The organism is Streptosporangium sp. CA-115845, assembly GCF_050943795.1.
Taxonomy (GTDB): domain Bacteria; phylum Actinomycetota; class Actinomycetes; order Streptosporangiales; family Streptosporangiaceae; genus Streptosporangium.
This window is the reverse complement of record NZ_CP191988.1, coordinates 1076206-1101979: the sequence shown is the minus strand read 5'-3', so window position 1 is coordinate 1101979 and position 25774 is coordinate 1076206. Positions and strand designations below refer to the sequence as shown.

Annotated in this window: 15 protein-coding genes and 1 pseudogene; 9 read left to right on the top strand and 7 right to left on the bottom strand. The window is 69.5% G+C overall.

Annotated elements, in window-relative coordinates:
* Positions 1-40: 40 nt before the first annotated feature.
* Positions 41-1882: a glutamine--fructose-6-phosphate transaminase (isomerizing) gene (glmS, locus tag ACQP0P_RS07390; protein WP_433372650.1), complete on the bottom strand. Its 1842-nt coding sequence runs from the start codon at positions 1880-1882 to the stop codon at positions 41-43.
* Positions 1883-2004: 122 nt separating this feature from the next.
* On the opposite strand from glmS, the gene coaA reads away from it, so the two are divergent.
* The 3 genes from coaA to ACQP0P_RS07375 all read left to right on the top strand — a co-directional run bounded on the left by coaA (position 2005) and on the right by ACQP0P_RS07375 (position 4903).
* Positions 2005-2940 (top strand): type I pantothenate kinase, encoded by a 936-nt coding sequence (gene coaA / locus ACQP0P_RS07385; RefSeq protein WP_433372647.1) that lies wholly within the window; start codon positions 2005-2007, stop codon positions 2938-2940.
* Positions 2941-2981: 41 nt separating this feature from the next.
* A complete protein-coding gene (locus tag ACQP0P_RS07380; RefSeq protein WP_433372644.1) occupies positions 2982-4253 on the top strand; it encodes a hypothetical protein in 1272 nt (423 codons plus the stop codon).
* A gap of 119 nt (positions 4254-4372) precedes the next feature.
* Positions 4373-4903 (top strand): DinB family protein, encoded by a 531-nt coding sequence (locus ACQP0P_RS07375; RefSeq protein WP_433372641.1) that lies wholly within the window; start codon positions 4373-4375, stop codon positions 4901-4903.
* A 219-nt stretch (positions 4904-5122) separates the two neighbouring features.
* On the opposite strand, the pseudogene ACQP0P_RS07370 reads toward ACQP0P_RS07375, so the two are convergent.
* The 4 genes and pseudogenes from ACQP0P_RS07370 to ACQP0P_RS07355 all read right to left on the bottom strand — a co-directional run.
* Positions 5123-6316 (bottom strand): annotated as a pseudogene (locus ACQP0P_RS07370) (RNA-guided endonuclease InsQ/TnpB family protein); the annotation flags it as partial.
* Between the two features lie 136 nt (positions 6317-6452).
* The gene (locus ACQP0P_RS07365) at positions 6453-6635 is read right to left on the bottom strand and encodes a hypothetical protein (protein WP_433372638.1); all 183 of its coding nucleotides are present in this window, start codon (positions 6633-6635) and stop codon (positions 6453-6455) included.
* The gene (locus ACQP0P_RS07360; RefSeq protein ID WP_433372635.1) at positions 6632-6964 is read right to left on the bottom strand and encodes a hypothetical protein; all 333 of its coding nucleotides are present in this window, start codon (positions 6962-6964) and stop codon (positions 6632-6634) included. Before ACQP0P_RS07360 ends, ACQP0P_RS07365 begins: the two co-directional genes overlap by 4 nt.
* Positions 6961-7410: a hypothetical protein gene (locus ACQP0P_RS07355; protein WP_433372632.1), complete on the bottom strand. Its 450-nt coding sequence runs from the start codon at positions 7408-7410 to the stop codon at positions 6961-6963. The genes ACQP0P_RS07360 and ACQP0P_RS07355 overlap by 4 nt, the downstream gene beginning before the upstream one ends.
* 207 nt (positions 7411-7617) lie before the next feature.
* Here ACQP0P_RS07355 and ACQP0P_RS07350 point away from each other — a divergent pair, with 207 nt between their 5' ends.
* The 6 genes from ACQP0P_RS07350 (at position 7618) to ACQP0P_RS07325 (ending at position 13031) form a co-directional block, all read left to right on the top strand.
* The gene (locus ACQP0P_RS07350) at positions 7618-8373 is read left to right on the top strand and encodes a GntR family transcriptional regulator (protein ID WP_433372629.1); all 756 of its coding nucleotides are present in this window, start codon (positions 7618-7620) and stop codon (positions 8371-8373) included.
* 226 nt (positions 8374-8599) lie between these two features.
* Positions 8600-9550 (top strand): DUF389 domain-containing protein, encoded by a 951-nt coding sequence (locus ACQP0P_RS07345; protein WP_433372626.1) that lies wholly within the window; start codon positions 8600-8602, stop codon positions 9548-9550.
* A 74-nt stretch (positions 9551-9624) separates the two neighbouring features.
* Entirely contained in the window at positions 9625-10530 is a 906-nt protein-coding gene (locus ACQP0P_RS07340) for an ABC transporter ATP-binding protein (protein WP_433372623.1), read from the top strand.
* The gene (locus ACQP0P_RS07335) at positions 10523-11401 is read left to right on the top strand and encodes an ABC transporter permease (RefSeq protein ID WP_433372620.1); all 879 of its coding nucleotides are present in this window, start codon (positions 10523-10525) and stop codon (positions 11399-11401) included. Before ACQP0P_RS07340 ends, ACQP0P_RS07335 begins: the two co-directional genes overlap by 8 nt.
* Positions 11398-12312 carry an ABC transporter ATP-binding protein gene (locus tag ACQP0P_RS07330; protein ID WP_433372617.1) on the top strand — a complete coding sequence of 305 codons (915 nt, stop codon included), beginning with the start codon at positions 11398-11400 and terminating at the stop codon, positions 12310-12312. Before ACQP0P_RS07335 ends, ACQP0P_RS07330 begins: the two co-directional genes overlap by 4 nt.
* A gap of 2 nt (positions 12313-12314) precedes the next feature.
* Complete coding sequence (locus tag ACQP0P_RS07325; RefSeq protein WP_433372614.1) at positions 12315-13031, top strand: ABC transporter permease; 717 nt, start codon at positions 12315-12317, stop codon at positions 13029-13031.
* Between the two features lie 62 nt (positions 13032-13093).
* Here ACQP0P_RS07325 and ACQP0P_RS07320 read toward each other — a convergent pair whose 3' ends face one another.
* Positions 13094-13753: a hypothetical protein gene (locus ACQP0P_RS07320; protein WP_433372611.1), complete on the bottom strand. Its 660-nt coding sequence runs from the start codon at positions 13751-13753 to the stop codon at positions 13094-13096.
* A gap of 82 nt (positions 13754-13835) precedes the next feature.
* Positions 13836-25517: a putative Ig domain-containing protein gene (locus ACQP0P_RS07315; protein ID WP_433372608.1), complete on the bottom strand. Its 11682-nt coding sequence runs from the start codon at positions 25515-25517 to the stop codon at positions 13836-13838.
* Positions 25518-25774: the final 257 nt, after the last annotated feature.

Below are 25774 nucleotides of genomic sequence, written 5' to 3'. Positions count from 1 at the left end.
TAGGGGTTGTCCACAGGCTGTGGACAACCCCGTCCGAGGCTCACTCCACCGTGACCGACTTGGCGAGGTTGCGGGGCTGGTCGACGTCGTGCCCCTTGGCGGTGGCCAGCTCGCAGGCGAAGACCTGGAGCGGCACCGTGGCGACCAGCGGCTGGAGCAGGGTCGGCACGGCCGGGATGCGGATCAGCGTGTCGGCGTACCGCTCGACCACGTCGTCGCCCTCCTCGGCGATGACGAGGGTCCTGGCGCCCCTGGCCCTGATCTCCTGGATGTTGGACACGATCTTGTCGTGGATCACCCGCTGGCCGGACAACGAGGGGACGACGACCACGACCGGGAGCCCCGTGTCGATCAGCGCGATCGGGCCGTGCTTGAGCTCCCCCGCGGCGAAGCCCTCGGCGTGCATGTACGCCAGTTCCTTGAGCTTCAGCGCTCCCTCCAGCGCGACGGGGAAGCCCACGTGCCGCCCGAGGAAGAGCACGCACCGCTCGGCGGCCAGCGATCTGGCCAGCGCGCGGACCGGTTCGACCGTCGAGAGGACCTCGCTCACCCTCGACGGCATCTCCGTCAGCCGGTCGACGATCTGGGTGATCTCGTCGCCGAACTTCGTGCCCCGAACCTGCGCGAGGTAGAGCGCCACCAGGTAGCAGGCCACCAACTGGGTGAGGAAGGCCTTGGTGGAGGCCACCGCGACCTCCGGGCCCGCGTGCGTGTAGAGGACGGCGTCGGACTCGCGGGAGATCGTGGAGCCGTTCACGTTGCACACCGCCAGCACCCGGGAGCGCTGCCCTCGCGCGTGCCGTACCGCCATGAGCGTGTCCATCGTCTCGCCCGACTGGCTGATCACGACGACCAACGTGTCCCGGGTGAGGATCGGGTCGCGGTAGCGGAACTCGCTGGCCACCTCGACCTCGCAGGGCAGCTGAGCCCAGTGCTCGATGGCGTACTTCGCGATGAGCCCGGCGTGGTAGGAGGTCCCGCAGGCCACCAGGATGATCTTGTTGATGTCGCGTAGCTCCTGGTCGGACAGGCGCATCTCGTCCAGCACCAGCAGGCCGTCCTGGCCGACCCTGCCGAGCAGCGTGTCGGCGACGGCCCTGGGCTGCTCGGCGATCTCCTTGAGCATGAAGTGGTCGTAGCCGTCCTTCTCGGCGGCCGAGGCGTCCCAGCCGATGTGATAGTCACGCGTCCCGGCCGGAGCCCCCTGGAAGTCGAAGACCGTGATCTTCGAGGGACGCAGCTCGACCACCTGGTCCTGCCCCAGTTCCACCGCCTCGCGGGTGTAGGCGATGAAGGCCGCCACGTCCGAACCGAGGAAGTTCTCCCCGTCCCCTCTGCCGACCACCAGCGGCGAGTTACGCCGCGCCCCCACCACCACCTCGGGCTCGTCCACCGAGACCGCGAGCAGCGTGAACGCCCCCTCCAGCCTCAGGCAGACCCGGCGCATCGCCTCCGCCAGGCCGCCGGCGGCGAACTCCTCCAGCAGGTGCGCCACCACCTCCGTGTCGGTCTCGGAGACGATCCGGTGGCCCTTGTCCTCCAGCTCACTCCTGAGCACGGCGAAGTTCTCGATGATCCCGTTGTGGATGACCGCGATCCGCCCGTGACAGTCGGTGTGCGGGTGGGCGTTGCGGTCGGTGGGCGCCCCGTGGGTGGCCCATCTGGTGTGCCCGATCCCGACCGTCGACGGCGGCGCGGGCCGCGAGACCAGTGCCGAGCGCAGGTTGGCCAGTTTCCCCGCCCGTTTCTCCACGACCAGGCCGCCGGATCCGACCAGTGCGATTCCCGCCGAGTCGTACCCCCGGTACTCCAGCCGGCCCAGTCCCTCGACGGCGACCTCGATCGCCTGCCGCTGTCCCGTATATCCCACTATGCCGCACATGACCTACCCCCTTCCCTGAGAGATCGGCCACCTTGTCTATGGAGAACCCCCCAGACAGCCCAAGAATCCTGCCCGGCACCCGGCAGGATCGTACGCAGAGGCGATCAGTAGGCTTGCTGAACATGGCCAACGGTTTGGACACCGCGACACCGTACGTGCAGCTGAGCCGGGCTCAGTGGAGCGACCTGCGGAAGAACACCCCCCTGACGCTCACCGAGAGCGAACTGGAGGAGCTGCGCGGCGTCGACGACCCGATCGACCTGACCGAGGTCACCGACATCTACCTGCCGCTCACCCGGCTGCTCAACCTGCACTTCACCGGAGTCAGGCAGCGCAGCGCGGCGCTCAACACCTTCCTCGGCGGCGAGCGGCGGACGGCCCCGTACGTGCTGGGCATCGCCGGCAGCGTCGCGGTCGGCAAGTCGACCACCGCCAGGCTGCTGCACACCCTGCTGGCCCGCTGGCCGGAGCACCCCCGGGTGGACCTGATCACCACGGACAGCTTCCTGTTCCCGAACGAGGTCCTCACCGCCAGGAACATCATGCACCGGAAGGGCTTCCCGGAGAGCTACGACCGGCGGGCCCTGGTCAGGTTCGTCGCCGACGTCAAGGCGGGCCTGCCCGAGGTGACCGCCCCGATCTACAGCCACCTGGAGTACGACATCGTGCCCGGTGCGACCCAGACCATCCGCCGGCCCGACATCCTCATCGTCGAGGGCCTCAACGTGCTGCAGCCCGCCCCACCCACCGCGCTCGCGATCAACGACTACTTCGACTTCTCCATCTACGTGGACGCCAAGGTCGAGCACATCCGCGACTGGTACGTGGACCGCTTCCACAAGCTGCGGCAGACCGCCTTCGAGGACCCGAAGTCCTACTTCAGGCACCTCGCCGAACTGTCCGAGGAGCAGGCGACCGAGTTCGCCAAGGACATCTGGCGCGACATCAACGAGCGCAACCTCCTGGAGAACATCGCCCCCACCAGGGGCCGCGCCGACCTGGTCCTGCACAAGAGCGCCGACCACTCGGTCAGCCGCGTCCGCCTCCGCCGCATCTGACCTTCCGCCCCTTTCCCCCGTTTCGCTCCTAGGATCGGCGGATGCCTGAGCCTTCGTCGAAAGCGCGCCGGACGCTGCGCCGGGCGCGTCGGCTGGTCACCGTCGTGGTCGGCCTCTGCGCCCTGGCGGGGGTGGTGCGGCTGGTCGCGCCCGCCACCGCGGGGACGACCGGCGAGCCGGCCGGGGTCCGGCGGCAGCTGACGTTCCTGCGCGCCGCCCTGGACGGCGGAGCCGGTGACGAGGCACAACGGCTGTTCCCTGAGGGGTACTTCTTCCTGCACGCGCTGTACGGCCTGAGCTGGGCCGAGATCGGGATAAGAGAACCGGCGGGCGAGCGGGCGACGGCGCTGCGGGAGGCCCGGTGGGCGCTGGAGCGGCTGGACTCGCCGTCCGGCCGCGAACCGTTCAGCCCGGACCTCACCCCGCCGTACGGCGTCTTCTATCTCGGCTGGAGCAACTGGCTGCGCGGTCAGGTGCTGAGCCTGCAACCGGCCGGGCGGCGCGATCCCGGCGAGCTACGCCGGTTCGCCGGCGACTCCGCCGCGCTCGGCGCGGCGTTCGACGCCTCGGCGTCGCCGTACCTGACGGCCTACCCGGGTCAGGCGTGGCCGGTCGACTCGACGGTGGCGATGGCGTCGCTGCGGCTGCACGACACGCTGCTGCCGGCCCGGTTCGCCGGGACCGCCGAGCGATGGCTGCGGGAGGTACGCCGACGGCTCGATCCGCGCACCGGACTGCTCCCGCACCGGGCCGACCCCGACACCGGCGAGGTGGCCGAGGTGGCCAGGGGCACCTCGCAGAGCGTCATCCACCGTTTCCTCGTCGACATCGACCCGGCCTTCGCCGCCGAGCAGTACCTGCGCTTCCGCGACGCCTACGTCGTCTCGCCGCTCGGCCTCGGACCCGCCGTACGGGAGTACCCCGACGGCCTGGACGGTCCGGCCGACGTCGACTCGGGACCGCTCCCCCTCGGGGTGAGCCTGTCGGCGACCGCGGTCACCCTCGGCGCCGCCCAGGTCCACGGCGACGCGCCGCTCGCCGAGGCGCTGGCCGGCTACGGCGAGTTGGCCGGCCTGCCGCTCGACACCCCCTGGACCAAGCGGTACGCCTTCGGCCTGCTCCCGATCGGCGACGCCTTCCTGGCCTGGTCGAAGACCGCACGACCATGGGTGACGCCCACCCCGCCCCCGCCACCGGCGAGCATCTCATGGTGGTGGCGGATACCACTGCTCTCGCTCCTGGTCCTGATCGGCACCGCCCCCTGGCTGCCCGCCCTGGTACGGCGCCACCGACACCGCCGTACTCCGGCGTGATGTGGCCCCGGCGGCACCCGCAACCCGCTCATACGCGGCTACCAGGTCATCAGCGGCGGGTGGTCCGGGCCGATAAAAACGACTTTCGGGGTGGGCGGATGTTGTGACAGGGTCGGCCGGTGCCTGTTTCCCGTGCCGAACTGCTCCGCTGGCAGTTCGATCTGACCTGGTCGCTGTTCGAACTCCATCTGGAGCAACTGCGGCCGGAGGACTTCCTCTGGGAGCCCGCACCCCACTACTGGACGGTGCGTCCGGGCGCCGACGGGATGTGGGTGCCGGACTGGGACGATGCCGAACCCGATCCCATTCCGGTCCCCACGCTCGGGTGGGTCACCTGGCACATCGGCTGGTGGTGGACGGTGACCATCGACCACGCGCGGGGGCGGACACCACGTGACCGGGAGGAGATCGGGTGGCCGGGCGACGGGCAGGCCACCGTCGACTGGCTACGCGGCCTTCGGGTGGAGTGGCTGGCGGTGCTGGACCGGCTCACCGACGCCGACCTGGACGCCGTCGCCCCTTTCCCCTGGCCGGACAGCCCCGAGCTGACCGTCGCCCACATGATCGCCTGGGTCAACTCCGAACTGATGAAGAACATCACCGAGATCGGCCAGCTCCGCCTGCTCCGCGCCGCGTCCGCCGGGTCGTGACCGCGATCTCGCCCGTGCCGAGTGACGTGGCAGCACGGGTCCCTCCAGATCCCGCACCGCCACGCCGTACTACCGGGCTCTTCCGGACAGCAAGGCCGCCCAGATCGCCCGAGTCTCAGCGATCGACCAGCGGAGGCTCTCGTCCACCCGGTGGCCGGTGTCGAGTTGGGTGATGCGCCGATTGACATCCTCCCCCTCGTAAACGAGGGGGATTCCCACGGTCGCCCGTGAGGGTTCCTGCTTCACCGCCAGTCGCCCGCCAGGAGAAATCCCCCTTTGAGGTCTTACACCGGCTCCACAGGCGTTTTACCTCTCCGCCAGCCCGGCGGCGAGGATGTTCTTCGCGGCGTTGACGTCCCGGTCATGGGCGGCGCCGCAGGCACACACCCAGTCCCGGACGCCCAACGGCATGGACCGCTGGATCGCCCCGCACGCCGAGCACAGCCTGGAGGAGGGGAACCAGCGGTCCACGACGAGGAGTTCCCGCCCGTACCAGGCGGCCTTGTACTCCAGCATGGACCGCATCCGACGCCAGCTCGCATCCGAGATCGCGCGGGCCAGGCTGTGGTTCCTCACCATGTTGCGCACGGTGAGGTCCTCGATCACGACCGTTTGGTTCTCACGGACGAGACGAGTGGTGACCTTGTGCAGGTGATCACGGCGCCGATCACCGATCCGGGCATGGACACGGGCGACCTTGAGTTTCGCCTTCCGCCGGTTGTTCGACCCCTTCTCCGTGCGGGCGAGGCTGCGCTGAGCCTTGGCCAGGCGCTTGCGGTCGGCCCGCTCGTGCCCGGGGTTGACGATCTTCTCCCCGGTGGAGAGGGTGACCAGGGCGGTGAGGCCCGCGTCCACCCCAACCGTACTCGCGGCCGGGGGGAGCGGGGTGATGCGCTCCTCGACCAGCAGGGACACGAACCAGCGCCCGGCCGCGTCCCTCGACACGGTCACCGTGGACGGCTCGGCCCCCTCGGGCAGCGGACGCGACCACACGATGTCCAGTGGCCCGTTCATCTTCGCGAGGGTGATCCGGCCGTCCTTCCATCGGAAGGCGCTACGGGTGTACTCGGCGCTCGCCCGGGACTTCTTACGGGACTTGAACGTGGGGTACTTCGCGCGTTTGGCGAAGAAGTTGGAGAACGCGGCCTGCAGGTGGCGAAGCGCCTGCTGGAGCGGGACCGAGGACACCTCGGACAGGAACGCGAGGTCCTCGGTCTTCTTCCACGCGGTGAGCGCGGCCGAGGACTCCACGTAGGAGACGCGGCGGCCTTCCTGGGTGTAGGCGCGGGTGCGGTGTTCGAGGGCTTTGTTGTAGACGAGGCGGGCGCAGCCGAACGTGCGAGACAGCTCCGCTGCCTGCTCGTCCGTCGGGTAGAAGCGGAACTTGAATGCCCGCTTCACGATCTGCGCCATGTTTCACACCCTACTGCAAGATCAGTTAAGTGTTGGGTGGGGTGGGTCGTGCGGGTCCAGGCACGCTCAGGCGCTAGAGCGCCTTCCCGCTCCCGTTTCCTCCCCGGCCTGAAGGCCGGGGTATCCACGGGAGTTATTAGATGAAGCCCTGCCCACCGCCCTGGCACAGCTCGTACACCGTGGCCCGGCACGCGCATGTCCACGCCAGCGGCCGCACCCGCTCCGGCGTCCGGTACGGCCCGCGCCAGTCGAGCCGGACATGATCGCGCTGGGCCATTCCCAGGTGCGGACTCACGCACGCCTCGTCCAGCCCGATCACGGCGGCTGCACCCGCTCCGCGATCAATTCGGGCAGGGGGTACGTCTGCCGGAGTTCTTCGCGCCGACGCGCGACGCAACGCGCCGCCACAGTCGGGTCATCCGGGTCACCGACCGTATAGAGCCGCTGCCCCGTCTTCCACGACAGCTGGCCGGTCCACCACCGGTAGACCGTGCCGTCCGTCCAGACGAGAAGCTCACGCCAGACCGACACCAGGGCCATGCCGTACCCGTGGTGGACGTCGGCATGGACACCGAGAGCCGCAAGCTCGACCCGCAATCTCTCCGCAGCGACGTAGGCGGCGCTGGGAGCATCGAAGCGGGGGCTCATACCATCTGCTCCTGCTCGGGGAAAAGCTCCACGAGACGTTCGGGAGTGTCCGCGTTCAGGGTGCGGGACACCGCCATCTCGACCTCGGCCTCGGTGAGGTCGAGATGGCGGGTGGCCCACCAGCGCCCGGTGTCGCTGGTCCATATGGTCCAGCCACTGAATCGGTCAGCGATCAACACCCGGACGGCGTCAATCCATGCGGCACGGGCCTCTGCCTCGTCGATGAACCAGCGGGCGCCCGCTGCCTGGCCGTCACGGCAGGCAAGGTGGAACAGACCGGTTCCGTGGTCGACCAGCACGGCCGCCTCAGCGCCGATCTTGGACCACGCGACGGAGACGAGGCGTTCCTCGTGGGCCAGGATGCCGCCGGTGACCGCACGCCAGAACGCGGCCTCGGCCAGCTCGACAGTGGGGTAAGGCTCTCCCCGAGAAACGCTGTCGTTCACGAATACGACGGCGGGTTCCGGCGTGTCGAACAGGTGGTGGCGCTCGTCGAGCCACCTTTAGGACAGGCGGGCATGATGCGCTGGATCGTGAGGAACCACCATCATCCTCCCATGAAGAGTACGACAATCTATTGTCGTATACGACAATGACCAGCATGTATGGTTCCTGCCAAGCCGTATGGGATATCCACACGAGGAGGACGGCACGTGGCTGGCCATGCCTACGAGCACGTCACCGCTGAACTGCGGGACGCGATCCTGCGTGGCGACTACCCGCCCGGCTCCAAACTCCCTCGGCATGCCGACCTCGCCGCCCATTACGGCGTCTCCGACATCGTGATCAGGCAGGCGATCGACAGTCTCAAGACCTCTGGCCTGGTCGACACCAGGGGCCGGGGCGGGACCTGGGTCCGCGAGAAGCCGGTCACCAGACGCCTTTCCATGGATCGCTATCGGGCCGACGCCGGTCCACAGGAGATACCGCAGACGTCGTTCACCGCGGACGCCGGGATCACCTGGGCGGAGTACCGGCTGGACAAGGCATTCCGTTGGATCGAGGCGGATGAGCGCCTGGCCGGTCTGTTCGGCGTCGAGCCCGGCGTCCGCGTGCTGGAGCGCCGGTTCGTCTTCTATGCCAAGGGCGTCCCCTCACAGATGTCCCGGCCATGCCTGCTGGCCTCCGACGTCGAGGGCACACCGGTCGCCGACCCGAGGAACGAGCCATGGCCCGGCGGCACCATCGGCCAGTTGCGCACGCTCGGCATCGAGGTCGACAAGATCACCGAGGAGACCTCGGTCCGCATGCCGACCCCGGACGAGTCCGAACGCCTCGGGATCGGCTCCGGGGTACCCGTTTTCTCGATCACTCGGCTGATGTACTCCCGAGACCGCGTGGTCGAGGTCGCGGATCCGATCGTTATTCCGGGCGACCGTGCGATCCGGGTCGACCACATTGACCTGTAAGAAGTTGGAGATCCCCCAACGACCATGAAGACCGGGGACAACCAGCCAAGAAGGCCGCGAGGTCACGTGTAGCGAGCACGCCGAGCTGCCTCGTCTTCATGCGGGCGGGGCCGCGCCTCTGCGCGGACCGTGCTGTGCTCCTTACCGGCCACCGGGCTCTCTCTGTGGCGCAGGCCGGAGATTCTCCGGGCTTCAGTGAGCCGCCCGCAGGTTCTAAGGTTGGCCCGTGTTGCATCTGCGCGTGATCAGTCCGCCGGAATTGTCGGACGGGGTGCTGGAGGTGCTCGAAACCTGCGTCGGCGTGGTCAACATCGTCGTGCTTCCCGGTGCCGCGCGCTCCCCCGCCGGGGACCTCGTCCAGTTCGACGTCGCCCGCGAGGCCGCCAACGAGGTGATCGAGTACCTGCAGCGGCTCGGCCTGCACACCGAGGGGTCGATCGCGGCCGAGGAGGTCGACCTGTCGCTCTCGGAGGTGTCCGAGCGCGCCCAGGAGGAGGCGCCCGGCGACGGGGACGACGCGGTGGTCTGGGCGGAGTTCGCCCAGCGGGTCGGCGACGACTCCCGGCTCACCTGGGCCTTCCTCGCGTTCCTGATGATCGCCACGCAGATCGCGGCGATCGGCGTGATCGTCAACTCGCCGATCCTCATCGTCGGCGCGATGGTGCTGGGGCCGGAGTTCGGTGCGATCGCGGCCATCTGCTTCGGCCTGATCCGTACCGACCGGCAGCTGATCGGCCGCGCGCTCCGTACCCTGGCCGTGGGCTTCGCCGTCGCCCTCGCGATCACCTTCGTCTGCGCGCTGGCCTGGCGGTGGCTGGGCTGGATCGACAGCGGCTCGCTGCGGACCGGGCACGAGGAGATCGAGTTCATCGTCAAGCCCGACAGGTGGTCGTTCATCGTGGCGCTGCTCGCCGGGGCCGCCGGGGTGCTCTCGGTGACCGCCGGCAAGTCCTCGGCGCTGGTCGGCGTCTTCATCTCGGTCACCACGGTCCCGGCCGCGGGCTATTTCGCGGTCGCCGCCGCGCTGTCGCGCTGGGGCGACATGGGCGCGTCGGCCGTCCAGCTCGGGGTGAACATCGCAGGAATGATCATCTCCGGGGTGCTGACGCTCCTCGTGCAGCGGGCCTACTGGTCCCGGTTCGGCATGCGACTTCCGGTATCTCCCGGCAGGCGGTGAACCGCCCTTTTGGACGAGGGGGATTCCTTCGTACGGCTGAGGTGTCCGTCCGCGACGGCGGATACTGTCCCAGTATGACTATCCTCGCCACCGAGGGACTGACCAGACGTTTCCCCCGGGTGACGGCGCTCGACCAGCTCACCGTCACCGTCGGCCCCGGCGTGACCGGTCTGGTCGGCGCCAACGGCGCGGGCAAGTCCACGCTGATCAAGATCCTGCTCGGCCTGCTCGAACCCAGCGCCGGCCGCGCCCAGGTGCTGGGCATGGACGCCGTGACCAGGGGCGCGGAGATCCGCCGGATCGTGGGCTACATGCCCGAGCACGACTGCCTGCCGCCCGATCTGTCCGCCACCGAGTTCACCGTGCACATGGCCCAGATGTCCGGCCTGCCGCGCACCGCGGCCCGCGAACGCGCCGCCGACGTGCTGCGCCACGTCGGGCTGTACGAGGAGCGCTACCGCGCGATGGGCGGCTACTCCACCGGCATGAAGCAGCGGGTCAAGCTGGCCCAGGCCCTGGTGCACGACCCGCGCCTGGTCCTGCTGGACGAGCCCACCAACGGCCTCGACCCGCAGGGCCGTGACGAGATGCTCGCGCTGATCCGCAGGATCGGCTCGGAGTTCGGCATCAGCGTGCTGGTCACCTCCCACCTGCTGGGCGAGCTTGAGCGGGTCTGCGACCACGTCATCGTGATCGACGGCGGCAAGCTGCTGCGCTCCTCGGCCATCGGGGAGTTCACCCAGCAGACCCAGACCGTGACCGTCGAGGTGGAGGAGGGCCAGGACGCGCTCGTGGCCCGGCTGACCGAGCTGGGCGAGACCGTCACCCCGCACGGCAGGATGCTGCTCGTCCACGTCCGCGCGCCGGAGACCTTCGATGTCCTCCGCGACGCCGTCTGCGAGCTCGACCTCTGCCTCGTCCGCCTGGAACAGGGGCGCCAGCGCATCGAGGACGTCTTCAGGGAGCCGGCCAATGTCTGAACCCACGGGTGTCATCCACGACATCGGATACCGCCACTACGACGGGGTGCGGCTCGGCCGGGGCCACGCCACCGCCGCGCTGACCGTGCACAGCCTGCGCGGGATCTTCGGGCTCGGCCGCACCGCCCGCTCCAAGATCATTCCTTTCATGCTGGTGGGCATCATGTTCCTGCCCGCCGTCGTCTCCATCGCGGCAATGGCGCTGATCAAGCAGGAGGGCCTGCGCTACACCGATTACGCGGTCTTCATGCAGGTCGTGCTCGCGATCTTCCTGGCCTCCCAGTCGCCGTACGCCGTCGCCCCCGACCTGCGCTTCCGGGTGCTGCCGCTCTACCTGTCGCGCCCGGTGACGCTCTGGGACTACGTCGGGGCGAAGCTGGCGGCGATGACCGCGGCGATGTTCCTGCTGCTGGCGGTTCCGCTCACCGTGCTGTTCATCGGTGAGGTGGTCATCGACCTGCCCGGCGACACGCACACCGTCGAATATCTCACCAGCATGGCCGGCGCGGCCGGCTACGCGCTGCTGCTGGCCTGTCTCGGCATCGCCATCGCCTCGTTCACCCCCAGACGCGGTCTGGGCGTGGCCTCGGTCATCGCCCTCTACCTGCTCGCCTCCGCCGTCTCCACGGTGCTGTACGGGGTGCTGGAGTCGATGGGCGACGACGCCGGCGCCGCGTGGGCCTGGCTGATCAACCCGTTCTTCCTGGTGGACGCCGCCGTGCACGTCGGAATCTTCGGGGCGACCCCCGCCTCGAACGTCATCTACCCCTCGGGCGCGGGCAGCCTGGTCGCCGGAGTGATCATGATCGCGCTGATCGGCCTGTCCGTGACGGCCCTGATCGCGCGCTACCGGAAGGCGGCCTCCCGATGAGGATCGAACTGGCCCAGGTCTCCCGCTGGTACGGCAACGTGGTCGCCGTCAACGACATCACCATGACCGTCGGCCCCGGCGTCACCGGGCTGCTCGGCCCGAACGGCGCGGGCAAGTCCACGCTGCTGCACATGATGGCCGGGTTCCTGGCCCCCTCGGGCGGCACCGTCACCCTGGACGGCGACCGGATCTGGCGCAACCACCAGATCTACCGCTCCATCGGCCTGGTCCCCGAGCGCGAGGCCGCCTACGGCTTCCTCACCGGCTGGCAGTTCGTGCTGTCCAGCGCGAAGCTGCACCGCCTGCCCGACCCCGAGGACGCCGCCCGCAAGGCGCTCGCCCTGGTGGAGATGGAGAGCGCCAAGGACCGCAGGATCGAGACGTACTCCAAGGGCATGCGCCAGCGCGTCAAGGTGGCCGCCGCCCTGGTGCACGACCCCCAGGTCCTGCTGCTCGACGAGCCGTTCAACGGCATGGACCCCCGCCAGCGCCTGCACCTGATGGACCTGGTCAGCGCCATGGGCGCGGCGGGCAAGACCATCCTGTTCAGCTCGCACATCCTGGAGGAGGTGGAACGCGTCGCCCAGCACATCGAGGTACTGGTCGCGGGCCGGCACGCCGCCTCCGGGGACTTCCGTGAGATCCGCCGCCGGATGACCGACCGCCCGCACCTGTTCCGGGTCCGCTCCAGCGACGACCGCCGCCTGGCGTCCGCGCTGATCGCCGACGCCTCCTCGGGCGCGGTCTCGCTGACCGAGGCGGGCCTGGAGGTGCAGGCGCTCGACTTCCGGCGCTTCACCCGCCTGCTGCCCAGGGTCGCCAGGGACGCGGACGTACGCGTCTGGCAGGTCTCCCCCGCCGACGAGGACCTGGAGAGCGTCTTCTCCTACCTGATCAACAGGAGCAGCTGATCATGAACGGTGTCATCGCCGGAATCTCCTACCGGGCCCTCCTCGGCCGCCGCCGGATCTGGCTGCTGATCATGCTGCCCCTGGTGCTGGTCGCCATGGCGGCCCTGCTGAACCTCATCGGCGCCGCCGACGAGCGGACCGCGGTCACGCTCATGCGGACCTTCGCCATCGGCACCATGCTGCCGCTGCTCGGCCTGATCGCCGGGACCGGGGTGATCGCCCCCGAGATCGACGACGGCACGATCATCCACCTGCTGGCCAAGCCGATCTCCCGCCCGGTGATCGCGCAGACCAAGTTCGTGGTCGCCGCCTCGATGCTCGCGTTGTTCGCCACCGTACCGACCTTCGTCGCGGCCTACCTGCTGGTCAACCTCGAATCCGGGATCGCCTACGGCTTCGCCCTCGGTGCCCTGGTCGGCGGGATCGCGTACGCGGCGGTGTTCATGCTGCTGGGTGTGCTGACCCGGCACGCGGTCACCATCGGCATCGTCTACGCGCTCGTCTGGGAGGGCGTGGTGGGCAACTTCGTCCCCGGTGCCCGGAGGTTCTCCATCCAGCAGTGGGCCCAGTCGGTCGCCGACCAGGTGTCCTCCTCACCGTTCTTCTCCACCGAGATCACCCTCGGCTTCGCCGTACCGGCCCTGCTGATCATCACCGTCGGCGCGGTGGTCTGGTCGGGCCAGCGCCTCCGCGGCTTCTCCCTCACCGGCGACGAGTAGTCCGTGTGCACCCCCACGACCAGGGGGTGCACATACGGGTCCATGAGGCTGGGCGCGGATCGTTACGAGGGCGACCGCCCCAGGTGACGGCGGAGCCTGGTTCGGCGGAAGGCCAGGAGCACGGTCAGGGCCAGGGCCAGCAGACCGGCGCCCGCACCCGCGTACCACAGGCGACTGGTCACGGGGTTGGCCGCCTCGTGGGCGGCCGCCTCGGCGGCCGCGCCGGCCGGCAGCCGGTCGGAGTGGGTGGCGCAGACCAGGGGCTTGTCGTCCGTCTTGACGCTCGCGCAGGCGACGGTGGCCAGGCGGAGCAGGTCCTCCGGGGTGTCTCGCACCTCGGCGGTGGTGTGGAAGACGGCCTTCTTGCCCGCCGGCACATCGGCGGTCCAGCGGACCTGGCCCTCCTCCGCCCTGCCCTGGCCGTCTGCCGAGACGAAGTGCAGGCCGGTCGGCAGGCTCTGGGTGATCCTGAGCTCACGCGCCCTGTCCGTGCCGACGTTGTTGACGGTGACGGTGTAGGTGAACCGGTCCCCCGCCTCGGCGGTGGTCTGGCCGTTGTCGATGCTGATGCTCAGCCTGGGGGCGGCCACGACGGCCGCCTTCACCTCCTTGTCGTCGGGGTGCGGTTTGAGCGCGAACGCCGCCGAGGGCGCGGCAAGGGCGACGACCAGGACCGCGCCGAGTCCGCAGAGAGCGGTGGCACGCCGCGTGATCACTGCCATGGCTTGCTCCTTCACGTTGTTCGGGTTCGAGTGAGAGGTGCTTGGTAGACCCCACCGAGTTCCCGGCGGGGGCGTCTGCGCGTCAACTGGCCGTCGCGACGTAGGTGAGCGTCGCCGAATAGCGGCCGACCGGGACAAAGGGGATGTAACCCTCGAAGTCATTGCCGATGGCGTCCCCGCCGGGAGCGGACGGGCCGTCCTGCTGGTGGACGAGTACCGGGGTGCCGGCCGAGACGGCATGGAAGGCCGACGTGCCGCTCTCGCGCACGCGCAGGTTCCCGATCGGGATGGTGACGTCGTTGCCGGGCTGGTCCGAGGTGAGCTCGGCCGAATCCGCCTGCACGGTGACGCTGTAGCCGTCGACGCTGTTCGTGATGACGGTCATGGTCACGGCTCCGTTGCTCCTGGCCGTCGAATCCGGAGTGCCGGCCAGGACGAAGCTGTCGGTCAGGTCGGTGAGGGTGATACTGGTCGGGGTCAAGGTGATCACGACCGAGCACCGTGGGTCGGTGCCCCCGACCGGACAGTTGCTCCCCGTCGTCGCCGAGGTGACCCGATTGTCGAGAGTTCCGTCACCCGTGACCTCCTCACCCGTGACCTCCTCATCGGTGACGACGGTGAAGGTGATGACCGCGCTCGCCTCCATCGGCAGCGTTCCGGTCCAGCCGAGGACCCCGTCGGCGTAGGTGACGGTGCCGGTGGAGGCGCTCGCGTCGTTGTTGTAGACGGCGTCGTCGAGCACCCCGGCCAGCGTGTCGGTGACCGCGACAGCGGCGTAGTCGGTCTCGCCGGTGTTCGTGACCGTGATCGTGTACTGGACGGTGGCCTCCGCCACCACGACACCGCTGTTGTTCGCGGTCTTGGTGATGGTGAGACCGGGAGTCAGGACGGTGACGGTCGTGGTGCAGCCCGGATCGTCTCCCCCTGCTGGGCAGGTCGATCCGGCGGTGGCGGAGACGACGGTAGTGGTCATGGTCCTGTCGCCCTGAGGAGGATAGACGCCGGTGATCGAGTAGGTGACCGTGGCGGTGGCGCCGATGGCGAGATCGCCACTCCAGCCGAGGGTGCCGTCGGCATAGGTGACGGTGCCGGTGGAGGCGCTCGCGTCGTTGCCGTAGGTGGCGTCGTCGAGCACCCCGGCCAGCGACTCGGTGAACGCGGCACCGGCGTAGCCGGTCTCACCGGTGTTGACCAGGGTCACCGTGTAGTGGACGGTGCCCCCGGCGACGACGGTGCCGGTGTCGGCGGTCTGCGTGATCGTGAGCCGCGGCACCAGGACGCGCACGAGTGTCGCGCACGCCGTGGCGGTACTGCCCGCCGGGCAGGTGCTGCCCGGCGTGGTGGAGCTCACGCCGCTGGTCAGGGCCTTGTCCCCGGGGTCGGGATCCTGCACCGTGATGGAGTAGGTGATCGCGGTGCTCGCGCCCATCGCGAGGGCGCCGGTCCAGGTCAGTCTCGGCGCCGTGTAGTCGAAGACGCCGGTGGAGGCGCTCGCGTCCCCGTTGTAGACCGCGTCGGGGAACACCCCGTCAAGCTCGGCGACCACGGAGGCCGCGGCGTAGTCCGTCTGCCCGGTGTTGGTGACCGTGATCGTGTAGCCGACCGTGCTCCCGGGGGTCGTGGTCGCCGTGTCGGCGCTCATGGCGATGCTCAGTGCCGGGATCAAGATGGTGACCGTGGCACTGCAGGCCGGGGCGGTGCCTCCCACCGGGCAGGTACTGCCCGGTGCGGACGAGGAGACGACGCTGTTCATGACCGTGTCTCCGCTGTTGGGGTCGTCGGCCTTCACCGTGTACGTGACGGTCACGGTCGCCCCGACCGCCATATCACCGGTCCAGGTCAGGGTCTGCCCGGCAACGGCGACCGTGCCGGCCGTGGCGATCGCGTCATTGTCGTAGACGGCCTCGTCCAGCACGCCGGCGAGGGCGTTCGCGACGCTCACGCCTTCGTACCGGGTCTGGCCGGTGTTGGCGATCGTGATCGTGAAACGGGTGACGCCGCCGGGGGTCGTGGTCGGCCGGCCGGCGGCGATGGAGATGGCCAGTCCGGGAACGAGGACGGCCACCGACGAGGTGCAGGCCGCCGTGCTGCCGCCCACCGGGCAGGTGCTGCCCGGCGCGCTGGAGGCGACAGTGTCGGTGAGCAGCAGGTTTCCGGTGTCCGGATTGTTGACGGTGACCGAGTAACCGATGATCACCGTCGCTCCGATCGCGAGGTCACCGGTCCAGGTCAGGCTCTGGCCGGCGAACCCGATCGTGCCCGTCTCGGCGGTCGCGTCGCCGTTGTAGGCGGCGTCGTCCAGCACCGCCGTCAGCGGGTCGGTGACGGTCACGCCGGTGTAGTCCGTCTGCCCGGTGTTGGTGACCGTGATCGTGTAGCCGACGGTGCCACCGGGGGTCGTGGTCACCGCGTCGGCCGTCTTGACGATGGTCAGCTCCGGGACGAGCACGGTGACGAGTGCCGTGCACGCCGGGACGGAGCCGGTGGACGGGCAGGTGCTGCCCAGCGTGTCGGAGGAGACCTCGTTGTCGATCAGCTTGTCACCCAGGTCGGGGTTGTTCACGGTGACCGAGTAGGTGATCGTCGTGCTCGCGCCGATCGCGAGATCACCGATCCAGGTCAGGGCGGAGCCGGTCAGGGTGACGGTGCCGCTCGTGGCGCTCGCGTCGCCGTTGTAGACGGCGTCCGTGAGCACCGCCGTGAGGTCGTCGGCCGCCGTCGCCCCGGTGTACGGGGTCTGGCCGGTGTTGGCGACCGTGATCGTGTAGGTGATGGTGCCGCCGGGGGTGACCGTCGTCCGGTCCGCGCTCTTGGAGAGGGTCAGGGCCGGAGTCAGCACGGTGACCGTCGAGGTGCAGAGCGGGTCGCTGCTCCCGACGGGGCAGTTGTTGCCCGGGGCGTTGGAGGTCGCGACGACTTTCAGCACCTTGTCGCCCGGATCGGGGTTCTGCACCCTCAGCGAGAAGGTGATGGTGACGGTGACGGTCGCGCCGACCGCGAGGGGACCGGTCCACACCAGTTCGTCGTTCGCCGGGGTGAAGACGAGGTTGCCCGCCGAGGCCGTCGCGTCACCGTTGTAGACCGCGTCGTCGAGAACACCGGCGAGCAGGCTGTTCACGACGGCGTCGCCGTACGGCGTCTGCCCGGTGTTGGCGATCGTGACCGTGTAGTTGACGGCCTCTGTCGGCACTGCGGTGACGACGTCCGCCGCCATAGTGATCTTGATTCTGGAGATCAGGACCTCGTCGAGGCAGCGGGCGTCCGTGCTTCCGGCCGGGCAGGTACTGCCCGCGGTGGCCGAGCTGACCGTGCTGGTCAGCTTCTGGTCGCCAGTGCCAGGGGTGTTCACCGTGACGCTGTAGGTGAGGGTGACCCCCTGGCCGGAGTTGAGAGCGCCGGTCCAGGTCAGGTTGGGGCTGGTGTAGGTGACGGTGCCGCGCGTGGCGCTCGCGTCGCCGTTGTAGACCGCGTCGTCCAGCACCCCGGCCAGCGCGTCGGTGAACGTCGCCGCGGCGAAGGGCACCTGTCCGCTGTTGGTCGCGGTGACCGTGTAGGTGACCGTCCCTCCGGGGGTGGTCGACGCGGTGCCGGATGTCTTCACGATCGTCAGGATCGGGGTGAGCAGGACAACCCCCGCGTTGCAGGCCGAACTCCCGCTGCCGGGTGGGCAGGTGCTGCCCATCTCGGTGGAGGCGACGCCGTTGCTCATGAGCTTGTCACCGCTGGGAGGACTGTTCGCGGTGAGGGAGTAGGTGACGGTCGCGGTCGCGCCGACCGCCAGGTCACCGGTCCAGGTCAGGGTGGGGTCGGCGAAGGAGACGCTGCCGGTCGTCGCCGTCGCGTCGCCGTTGTAGACCACGTCGTCCAGCACCCCGGTCAGCGTGTCGGTGACCACGGCGCCGGTGTAGGCACTGTTCCCACTGTTGGCGATCGTGAGCGTGTAGGCCACCGGGGCGCCGGGGACCACCGCGCTCCGGTCCGCGACCTTGGTGATCGTCAGACCGGGGGTCAGCACGGTGACCGAGGTGGTGCAGCCGGGAGCGGTCGCCACGGGACAGCCGCTGCCCTGCGCCGCGGAGACCGAGGTGAGGGTGATCAGCTTGTCGCCGGTGTCGGGGTTGTTCACCGTGATGCTGCCGGTCAGCGTGACGCTGCCGCCCACCGGAATGCTGCCGGTCCAGGTCAGCCCGTCGAGCCCCAGCGACAGCGATCCGGAGGTGGCCTGCTGGTCCCCGTTGGACACGCCGTCGTCGACACCCTCGATCCCGTTGAACAGCACGCTGATCCCGTGGTACGGCGTCTGTCCGGCGTTGGTCATCACCGACGTGTAGTGCACCACCTCGCCCGGCAGATAGGTCGCCGCGTTGGAGGTGGTCACGATGGTCAGCCTGGCCACGGTCACCGTGACCGAGCAGCGCGGGTCGGTGCTCGCCGCGGCACAGTTGCCGTCTGGCGAGGTCGAGACCAGGGTGTTGACGAGGTTCCCGTCGGACGAGGTGTTCACCGTCACCGAGTAGACGACCGTGGTCGATCCGCCGGCCGGGACGGTTCCGGTCCAGGTCAGATTGGGTGCGGTGTAGCCGACGGTGCCCGTGCCCGCCACGGCGTCGTTGTTGTAGGTGCCGTCGTCCAGGACATCGGTCAGATCGTCGGTGAACGTCGCGCCGACGTAGGGTGTCAGCCCGCTGTTGCTGATCGTGACGGTGTAGGTGACCGTCTCACCCTGCCCTGCCGAAGGGGTGCTCGCGGCCTTGTCGAAGGTCAGCGAGGTGATCTCGGTGACCCGAACGCTGGTACCGCAGCGGGGATCGGTCCCGCCGGGCGGGCAGTTGTTGCCGGAAGTGGTGGAGGTGATCGTGTTCACCAGGTTCGCGTCACCGGTCACCGGGTTGTCGACGGTGACCGTGTAGGTGATCGTCGCGCTCGCCCCGGGAGCGAGGTTTCCGGTCCAGATCAGGTTGGGGCCGGTGTACGACACGCTGCCGCCGGAGGCGGTCGCGTCCGCGTTGTAGACGGCGTCGTCCAGCACGCCCGCCAGCGCCTCGGTGAACGTCGCCCCCGTGTAGGGGAGCTGCCCGGTGTTGGTGACGGTGGTCGTGTAGGTGATCGTGATCCCCGGCACCGCCGTGGTGGGAGCGTCGGTCTGGGTGATGGTCAGCGCGGGGATGAGCACGATCACGCTACTGGTGCACTGCGCGTTGCCACTCGCCGGAGCGCAGTTGCCGCCGACGGTGGGCGAGGAGATCGTGCTGGTCAGGTTCCTGTCTCCGGGGTCGGGGTTTCGCACGGTGACCGAGTAGGTGATCGTCGCGCTCGCCCCGACCGCCAGATCGCCGGTCCAGGTCAGGGTGGGATCGGCGAAGGAGACGCTGCCGGTCGTCGCCGTCGCGTCGCCGTTGTAGACCGCGTCGTCAAGGACACCCGTCAGCGCCTCGGTGAACGTCGCACCGATGTACGGGGTCTGCCCGGAGTTGGTGACGGTGACCGTGTAGTTGACGGTGCCCCCCTGGACCGTGACGGGAGCGTCGGCGATGTTGGTGATCGTCAGGCCGGGGACGACGACGTTGAGCAGGGCCGTGCAGCGGGGGTCGGAGCCACCGGCCGGGCAGTTGTTACCGGGAGCGGCCGAGACCAGGGTGCCAGTGACGATCTTGTCCCCGGTGGGGGGATTCTTCACGGTCAGGGTGCCGGTGACCGTGACGGTGCCCCCGACGGGGATGTTGCCGGTCCAGGTGATGGCCGTGGCGCTGAGGACCAGCGTCCCCGAACTCGCGGCCTGGTCACCGTTGGGGACGGCGTCGTCGACGGTGCCGGCGGTCGGGCTGGAGATGCTGATCCCCGTGTAGGGGACCTGCCCGGTGTTGGTGAACGTGGCGTTGAGCCGGATCGTCGAGCCCGGGGTGGCACTGCTCCCGACGAAACTCTGGGAGATGACCAGCCGCGCCACCGCCACCGCGGCGGTGCACCGTGAGTCGGTGCTCCCGGTCGGGCAGTTGCTCCCCGTGGTGGGCGAGACGGCGGTGCTGGAGAGCAGGGCGTCTCCGGTGTCGGGGTTGTCGACGGTGACCGAGTAGGTGATCGTGGCGCTCGCGCCGACCGCCAGGTTGCCGGTCCAGCCCAGGTTGGACCCGGTGAGGGCGACCGTACCCGTCGTGGCGGTGGCGTCCGCGTTGTAGGTCGCGTCGTCGAGCACCCCGGCCAGCAGGTCGGTGACGGCGGCCCCGGTGTACGGGGTCTGCCCGGAGTTGGTGACGGTGACCGTGTAGGTGACGGTGGCCCCTGGCTTCGTCGTGCTGGTGTTCGCGCTCGCCGCGATGGTCAGCCCCGGCACCAGGATCGTCACCGTCGAGACGCACCCGGTGTCGGTGCTCCCCGCCGGGCAGGTGCTGCCCGGCGCGGACGACACCGCGACGTTGCGCATCCGCCTGTCGCCGAGGTCGGGATTGTTCACGGTCACCGAGTAGGTGACCGTCGCGCTCGCCCCGACCGCCAGATCACCGGTCCAGGTCAGGTTGGACCCGGCGTAGGCGACCGTGCCGCTCGTCGCGGTCGCGTCACCGTTGTAGACGGCGTCATTGAGCACCTGGGCCAGCTGATTGGTGACCTGGGCGCCGCTGTAGGGGGTCTGCCCGGTGTTGGCGACCGTCGTCGTGTAGGTGACCGTGCCACCGGGTGCGGCCGTCTGGGTGTCGGCGACATTTGTGATCGTCAGTGCCGGGACCAGGACGGTGACCGTGGAGAAGCAGCCTGGCGCCGTCGCGCCGATGACCGGGCAGGTACTGCCGGGCGCGGCGGAGGTGACGGCGCTTCTCAGGACCTTGTCCCCGGTGTCGGGGTTGTTCACGGTGACCGAGCCCGTGATGGTGACCGTCGCACCGACCGCGATGTCCCCGGTCCAGATGATCAAGCCGTCCGGGGCCAGGTTGATGCTGCCGGCGCTGGATGTGAAGTCACCGTTGTAGGTCACGTCGTCGGGCATGGTCGAGGTGTCGATCATGGCGCTGATGCCCGTGTACGGGGTCTGCCCGGTATTGGCCAGCGTGGTGGTGTAACTGACGATGCTCCCCGGAGTCGTGGTGGCACCGCCCGCCACGGCATTGATCGTCAACTGCGGGACGAGGACCGTCACACTGCTGGCGCACCGGACATCACCGCTGCCCGTGGGGCAGTTGCTGCCGACGGTGGACGAGGTGAGGGTGCTGGTCAGCGTCTTGTTCCCGTTGTCGGGATTGTTGACGGTGACCGAGTAGGTGATCGTCGCGCTCGCCCCGACCGCCAGGTTGCCGGTCCAGGTCAGTGTGGAGCCGGCGAAGCCGACCGAGCCGCTGGTCGCGACGGCGTCCGCGTTGTAGGTCGCGTCGTCGAGCACCCCGCCCAGCGCGTCGGCGAACGCCGCACCGGTGTAGGCGGTCTGCCCCGAGTTGGTGACCACGACCGTGTAGTTCACGACCGATCCGGGGGTCGTGGTCGCCGTGCCGGCCGTCTTGGCGATCGTCAGGCCGGGAATCAGGACCGTGACGGTGCTGAAGCACCCGGGGGCCCGGTTGCCCACCGGGCAGTTGTTACCCGGCGCGGCCGAGGTGACGGTGGTCCGGAGGACCCTGTCTCCGGTGTCGGGACTGTTCACGGTGACCGAGCCGGTGATGGTGACGCTCGCGCCGATGGCCAGGTCACCCGTCCAGGTGAAGGTGCCGTTCAGGTTGTTGACGACGGTGCCCGACGTCGCGGAGAGGCTGCCGTTGACCGTCGCGTCGTCCAGCACGCCCGCCAGCGAGGCGGTGAAACTCGTCCCGGCGTACGGGGTCTGCCCGGTGTTGGCGGCCGTCAACGTGTAGTTCACGACCGAACCCGGCGTGGTGGTGGCCACGTCCGCGCTGCTGCTGATCGTGAGACCCGGAATGAGGACCGTGACGGTGGCGGTGCACGACGCGGCGCGGTTGCCGGCCGGGCAGGTGCTGCCGGGGGTGCCGGAGGTGATCGTGTTGGATACGGTCCGATCCCCGCCATCGGGGTTCTGCACCGTGGCCGAGTAGGTGATGTTCGCGCTCGCGCCGGGAGCGAGGTTTCCGGTCCAGGTCAGGTTGGGGCCGGTGTACGACACGCTGCCGCTGGAGGCGGTCGCGTCCGCGTTGTAGACGGCGTCGTCGAGCAGGCCGGCCATCGAGTCGACGAACGTCGCGCCGGTGTACGGGGTCTGGCCGGTGTTCGTCACCGTGACGGTGTAGCCGATCGTCCCGCCGGGAGTCGTCGTCGCGACGCTGGCGACCTTGGCGATGGACAGACCGGACACGGTGACGGTGGCGGAGCATCGGGAGTCGCTGCCGCCGGCCGGGCAGGTGCTGCCGACGGTCGACGAGGTCAGCGCGTTGGCCAGCACCTTGTTACCGGTGCCGGGGTTGCTCACCGTGACCGAGTAGGTGATGGTCACCGTCGCCCCGGCCGCCACGTTGCCGGTCCAGGTCAGGGTCTGGCCGGCCAGGGAGACCGAGCCGCTGCTCGCGGTCGCGTCACCGTTGTAGGTCGCGTCGTCGAGGACATCCGCCAGCGGGTCGCTCAACGTCACCCCGGTGAAGGCACTCGACCCGGTGTTGTTCACGGTGATCGTGTAGTTGAGCGTGGCACCAGGCACCACCGAGGCGGCGCCGGCCGTCTTGACCATGACCAGAGGACCGGCCACCATGACCAGGGTCGCGGACTGGGTGGCGGCCAGGCCGGCGGCGTCGACCACCTGGAAGGTGACGGGGTAGCTGCCCGTCGTGGTCGGAGTGCCCGACAGCAGGCCGGTGGAGGTGTTCAGGGTGAGCCCCGGCGGCAGACTCCCCGCACTGACCGACCACACATACGGCGCCGTGCCCCCACTCACCGTCAGCGGGACACTGTAGGAGACGCCGACCTGCCCGGCCGGCGGCGTGGTGAAGGTGAACGTCGGCAGCGCGGCGATCGTCAGGCTGACCGTCCTGGTGCTGCTCTGGTTCATGGCGTCGAGCACCTTGACGGAGAAGGAGTAGGCGCCGCCCGCCGTCGGGGTGCCCGACAGCAGGCCGGTGGAGGTGTTCAGGGTGAGCCCCGGCGGCAGACTCCCCGCACTGACCGACCAGACGTACGGCGCCGTGCCCCCGGTGACGGTCAGCGGGACGCTGTAGGGGATGCTCACCTCGCCGTTGGGCGGTGCCGCGAACGTCAGGACGGGCGCCGCCGCGACGACCAGGGTGACCGCCCTGGTGGCGCTCACGTTGCTGGCGTCCGTCACCTGCGCGGTGAAGGAGTAGCTGCCGCCCGATGTGGGGGTGCCCGACAGCAGGCCGGTGGAGGTGTTCAGGGTGAGCCCCGGCGGCAGACTCCCCGCACTGACCGACCACGCATACGGCGCGGTACCGCCACTCATGGTCAGCGGGACACTGTAGGCGGCTCCCACCTCGCCGGCCGGTGGCGCGGCGAAGGTGAACGCGGGGGCCGCGTTGGGGACGACCGCTGTCGACGAGGTGGACGGCAGGCCGGAGCCCGCCGCGTTCACGGCGGTGACGGTGAAGGTGTAGGAGGCCCCCGGCGTCAGACCGGTGACGACCTGGCTGGTCGCATTGCTGTTGAACGTCTGGGGCGACTGCGCGACGCCACCGATGTAGGGCGTGACGATGTAGCCGGTGATGTCGCTGCCGTTGGTCGCCGGTGCCGTCCAGCTGAGGTTCGCCGAGGAGGTTCCGGCGGTGACCGAGGTGATGACCGGCTTGCCGGGAACGGCGTACGGGGTGACCGCGTTGGACGCCGGACTGGCCGACCCGGTGCCGAAGGTGTTCGTGGCGGTCACCGTGAAGGTGTACGGCACACCGGTGGTCAGCCCGCTCAGCGTCCTGGTGGTGGTTGAGGCGTCATAGGCCACCGGGGTCTGGGCCACCCCGTTTTTGTACGGGGTCACCAGGTAACCGGTGATGGCGCTGCCGTTGTTGTTCGGCGCGGTCCAGGTCACCGTGGCGCTGCTCACCCCCGCCGTGGCGACGGGGGCGGCGGGCGCGGCCGGGGAGGCGGCGTAGACGTAGGCGGCGGACGCGGCGAGTCCCAGGGTGACCACGGTGACCGACACCGCCGCGCTGGCGGCTCGGGCCGGCATGGCGGGAATGGTCAACGTGCCGTTGGCATTGGCGGTGAAGCACCCGCTGGTGGCTCCGGAGGCGCAGGGCAGCAGCACGACGGCGGTGCCGGCCGCCTGCTCGGTGGCGGTGCCGATCTCGATGGCCGTCGCGTTGGAGATGTTCGTCCCGCTCACGATGTTCGAGGAGCCACCGGAGATCGAGCCCGTCGTCGAACTCAGGGTGACGCCGCTGGGCGCCGACGGCAGCGTTCCCGCGGTCGTCGTCGTCGAGTAGGCGGGGCTGGCGTCGATCGACGAGGAGGTGACCACCGTCGCGGTCTGGATCAGGGACGGCGTGACTCCGACCCCGGTGACGACGCCCACCACGGTGATCGGCGGTAACGTCGCCCCGGCCGCGAACGGGGTGTTGCTGTTGGTGCACGTGACGGACTGCCCGACCGGCGCCGCACAGACCCATCCCGTTCCATAGGCGCCCGCGGGCACCACCCCGGCCGGCATGGTCTGGGTCACCGAGATCGGAGCGGACTCCGCGATGCTGTCCGTGCCGACGCCGGCGACGACGCTGTAGGTCACGGGCGCGCCCGGCACCAGGGTCGAGGCGCTGTAGCCGGTCTGTGCGACGGTCAGCTGGGGAACCGAGCTGGTCGTGGTCACCGTGGCCGCGTCGACCTCGTGGAAGTCGGTCACGCTTCCGGTGGAGGCCACCCAGCCGAAGGCCAGTTGCCGGGGAGTCCCGTTGGCGTTCAGCCAGCTCGCCGGGTACAGACCGGTGGGAACCGTCGGAAGGCTACCGGTGAGAGTCCTGGCCGTACCACCCACCAGGGTGACCACCACCACGTAGCTGCCGGGCGGTACCACCAGTCCGGCGGCGGTGGTCAGCGACACCGCGGTGGGGTTGATACCGATCTGAACAGGAACGGCGGTACGGCTGGTCGCCCGCAGCGCCAGCGGGGTGGCGCTCGTCGAGGCGGCCGTGGTGTTGAGCGCGCAGTATCCGACGGTGCCGTTGCCCGGTCCGCGGATGACGACCTGGCCGGGCACCCGGACACCCGTGCCCGACAGGTTCGTGCAGCCGGTCCCCTGGTAGGTGCTGCTGCTGAAGTTTCCGTACACGTCGAGGCCGATACCGAGATACCCGTACGCCATGCCGACCACGGAGCTGGTCCCGGAGTAACCGAGGGCGCCGCCCGACTGGCCGATGTTGGCCGGAGACTTGGGGTTCGCCGGATCGACCGCCGCCAGCACGAAGGCGATGCCGTCGGCCCCGGTTCCGCCGTACTGGTAGGTGTTGAACGTCACGTCGAGCCCCTGCGAGGCGGGCACGCTGACCGCGCCGAAGAGGCCGCCCTCCCTGCTCGTCGTCGCGTTCGTCAGGCGCAGCTTGCCCGAACCCTGACTGTCCGTGTTCCCGCTGCAGCTCTGCACGACGCCGGTGTTGCTGTTGCCGGAGGCGGTCAGGCAGGCGTAGTTCGACCCGCTCGACCCGCTCGGCAGCGAGGGCAGCACCACGGCACCGGTGCCGTTGGCCGTGTTGTTGTGGAAGGGCTGGTTGAACACGACGGTGCCGGTCACCGACGCGGCCGTGGGGGACGGGACGCTCAGCGCACCGGCGGCCATGCTCAGCACGAGAAGTTTGGCGAGGGTCCGCCCGCCTCGCGGCAGCGCGTCTCCCGCCATGACCGTGGATCGGCCTGAGCCCCCCGCCGGGCGCGGGATGCCGTTCATCATGACCACCGGAGGTCCGCGGAACCGGTCGCGGGGACAGCGCCAAGGGCAACGAGGAACAAAGGCACGGCACGGCACCCCTTCGGTCGATCATGATGTCGGCGGCTTTCCGCCGTACGGGCATCGTGACGATCGAGGCACCCAGAAGGCCGTCGGGCTCGGAGCCATCCGACACGATGAACGGTGCGGGGAAGGGAAATCCCTTCGCA